The sequence below is a fragment of the Bacteroidales bacterium genome (genome assembly GCA_023229505.1).
In the GTDB taxonomy this organism is placed as follows: domain Bacteria; phylum Bacteroidota; class Bacteroidia; order Bacteroidales; family JAGOPY01; genus JAGOPY01.
Genome location: JALNZD010000099.1, coordinates 1 through 3269 on the forward strand (window position 1 = coordinate 1; position 3269 = coordinate 3269).

The following is a 3269-nucleotide window of genomic DNA, read 5'->3' on the forward strand; positions in this document are numbered from 1 at the left end:
AACATGTAAAATAATATTCATAATAATTTCAATATTTGTTTTATTACCATCTTGTAAGAAAAATAAATGGAAACAACCAACAGATGTTGGATTTATAGTAGATATTAATCGTTCATCCGGTCAGGGCGGGAAATTAATATTTACAAAAGGCGATATTACTTTAGCAAATTTCTCATTTGATGGCAAAAGAGTTCAGGGCGATGATATTTATTTTTTAAATACATTTTCTTCAGGACTAAACATTGTTTTCGACCCAAACCTGCCCGTTGAATCATTAAATTTCGAAATCCCTCAAGGTACATTTACAAAAATAGAAATATCTTTTGAAACCTTTGGTATTAATGATGATAATCAAATTGTTTTAGAGGGTAATTATGAGAAATCTATGAATAATAATTATCCGATACGCTTCGAATTTAAAGCCAAAATAGTGCAAACCATTATTGCAAGAAATTCATCAGGTTCTTCTGAAATTATTTTAAACAAAGATGTGCCGAGTTATCCGAAAATTATGTTTGACCCGATTTTTTGGTTTAATCCTGTTTCTCCAAATCTGATTAATAATGCGGAAACTGTAGATATTGGCGGAACTCCAACAATTTTAATAAATGATACGTGCAATGAAAATATATACAATATGGAGATTCCGCGCAAACTGTGCCGGTAATTCCGCAGCAAAGTGTTCCACACTTTCCGCACTAAACTGTACCGTCTATTCCGCGGCAAACTGTGCCGCCTAAAACACATTGAAGCTCTGTTGTTTTTTAAAATATAGTTTGTAAAGATTAAACAGTAACTTACTGTAAAATCAATACAAACTATGTCAAACAAAAACATCGAAATGAGCAAACTAAGACAAATTCTTAAACTCTACGCCAGTCATAAACAGGGAACACGCACAATACGTGATGTGACAGGTGTGTCGCGGACAACGATAATGAAGTACATCGAACTGTTCCGTACATCAAGAATTACCTGGGACGAACTATCAACACTAAGCGATAAAGATCTGGATGATTTATTTCACACAGATATAGAAATACCAGAACCACCGGAACGAGAGAAAGAACTATATGCGTTTTTCCCACAAGTGGAGAAACGAATAAAACAGCCCGGAATGACTCTTTTAAAGCTATGGAAAGAGTATTCTGATAAAACCATAGATGGATACCAAAGCACCGGATTTTATAAACATTACAGGCTCTGGAAAGGACTATCACACCCATCCATGCACATGGTACACAAAGCAGGAGATAAGATGTTTGTTGACTTTACAGGGAAAAAGCTTGAGGTTATTGATGTTTCAACAGGTGAGATTAAAACAGTTGAGGTATTTGTTGCAATACTTGGAGCAAGTCAGCTAACGTATGTTGAGGCATTGGAAAGGCAGGATATAACAGACTTTATCACGGGTTGTGAAAATGCGCTTTACTACTTTGGCGGAGCACCTGCAGCCATAGTGCCGGATAATTTAAAATCGGCAGTTACTAAAACCAATCGTTACGAGCCTACAATGAATCATAACTTTGAAGCATTTGCAGAACATTATGGAATGGTTGTGTTACCAGCAAGAGCATATAAACCCAAAGATAAACCATTGGTAGAAGGAGCTGTGAAGATAGCCTATAACAGGATATTTACAAACCTGCATGGACAAAAATTTTATTCATTAGCGGAACTAAATGAAGCCATAATGAGGCATCTTGAAAATCATAATAAAGCACTCTTTGTTGGGCGTACTTACTCACGCATAGACCAGTTTAATGATATAGAGAAACAAGTCCTGCAACCCTTACCTTTCATGCGTTTTGAGATAAGAGAAAATGTTCAGGTTACAGTGATGAAAAACGGTCATGCGTGTCTTCATCGGGACAAACATTATTATAGTGTTCCTTCCAATCATGTAGGCAAGAAAGTGAAAATATTTTTTTCAAAAACAACCGTGGATATTTATTACAAATACGAATTGATTGCAAACCATCTGCGTTCAAAAGCCCCACATGGCTACACTACAGTACGGGAACATATGGCAACTTATAATAATGAGATTTTAGAATGGAATCCTCAACGTTTTATAGATGATGCCAATAAAATACACAGTGATGTCGGGTTTTATATTTCATTAGTAATATCAAATAAAGCTCATCCTGAACAGGCATATAAATCATGTCAGGGCATACTATCATTTGCAAAGCGTGTAGGGAATGAAAGGCTCATTAATGCCTGTAGACGCGCACATCAGTATGGAGTGTTTCATTATAAAATAATAGAAACCATTCTGCAAAGGAATCTTGATCAATATGACATGGATGATGAAATCCATCCAATGCCTGCTCACGATAACATTCGAGGAGAAGAGTATTATAAATAAAATGAAGTTTAACTAAAAAACAAAACTATGATGAACGAACAAGTTGTAAAAAGAATGAAAGAAATGAAGTTCTACGGCATGCTCCGTGCTTTTCAAACCAGCCTTGAGTCAGATGCTATGAACGCCCTTACAAAGGATGAAATGATTGCGCAACTAATAGAAGAAGAGTGGGATGACCGATGTTGCAGGAAGATTGCACGCAATATGCAAAACGCAAAGTTCCACTACAGTGCATCTATTGAACAGATGTACTTTGAAACAGACCGTGGTATCGATAAGAACCAGGTGATGCGTCTTGCGGAATGTACATTTATTAAAAATAAAGAAAACGTAATGATTACAGGAAGCACCGGTATCGGGAAAAGTTACCTTGCATCAGCTATTGGTCAACAGGCTTGTACTTTAGGATATAAAGTATTATACTATAATACAACCAAGCTTTTTGCGAAGCTTAAAATGGCTAAAGCCGATGGATCTTATATTAATGAAATTGCGAAGCTTGAACGTCAACACTTGCTTATTCTTGATGATTTTGGAATACAACCTCTCGATGCTCAAAGTCGTTCTGCATTCATGGAAATTATAGAAGACAGGCATGAGAAGGCATCTACATTGATTACGTCACAGGTTCCGGTTGCAAAGTGGTATGAAGTTATCGGAGAAAAAACAATAGCTGATGCTGTTATGGACAGAATAATCCACAATGCTCACAGGTTAGAGCTTTCGGGAGAGTCTTTACGCAAGAAACTAAAGAAAAAAACAGATTAATTTTTATATGATAAAATAAACTATATTTGTAATCATGAAAAACAGCATAGAAAAAACCTCAATGGGAAATTCATTTTTAGTGGCACAGTTTAACGCGGAATAGGTGGTCTTCTTTGCGCGGAATTTCCAC

At 36.1% G+C, this 3269-nt stretch carries 3 protein-coding genes; all 3 read left to right on the forward strand.

Translation table 11 applies throughout. The features are described 5' to 3' along the window. The coding region (locus M0Q51_17290; GenBank protein ID MCK9401724.1) for a hypothetical protein at nucleotides 1–667 on the forward strand (667 nt) is incomplete at its 5' end. 153 nt (nucleotides 668–820) lie between these two features. Next, complete coding sequence (gene istA / locus M0Q51_17295; protein ID MCK9401725.1) at nucleotides 821–2371, forward strand: IS21 family transposase; 1551 nt, start codon at nucleotides 821–823, stop codon at nucleotides 2369–2371. Between the two features lie 27 nt (nucleotides 2372–2398). Continuing rightward, nucleotides 2399–3139: an IS21-like element helper ATPase IstB gene (gene istB / locus M0Q51_17300; protein MCK9401726.1), complete on the forward strand. Its 741-nt coding sequence runs from the start codon at nucleotides 2399–2401 to the stop codon at nucleotides 3137–3139. The last annotated feature ends 130 nt before the right edge of the window (nucleotides 3140–3269 follow it).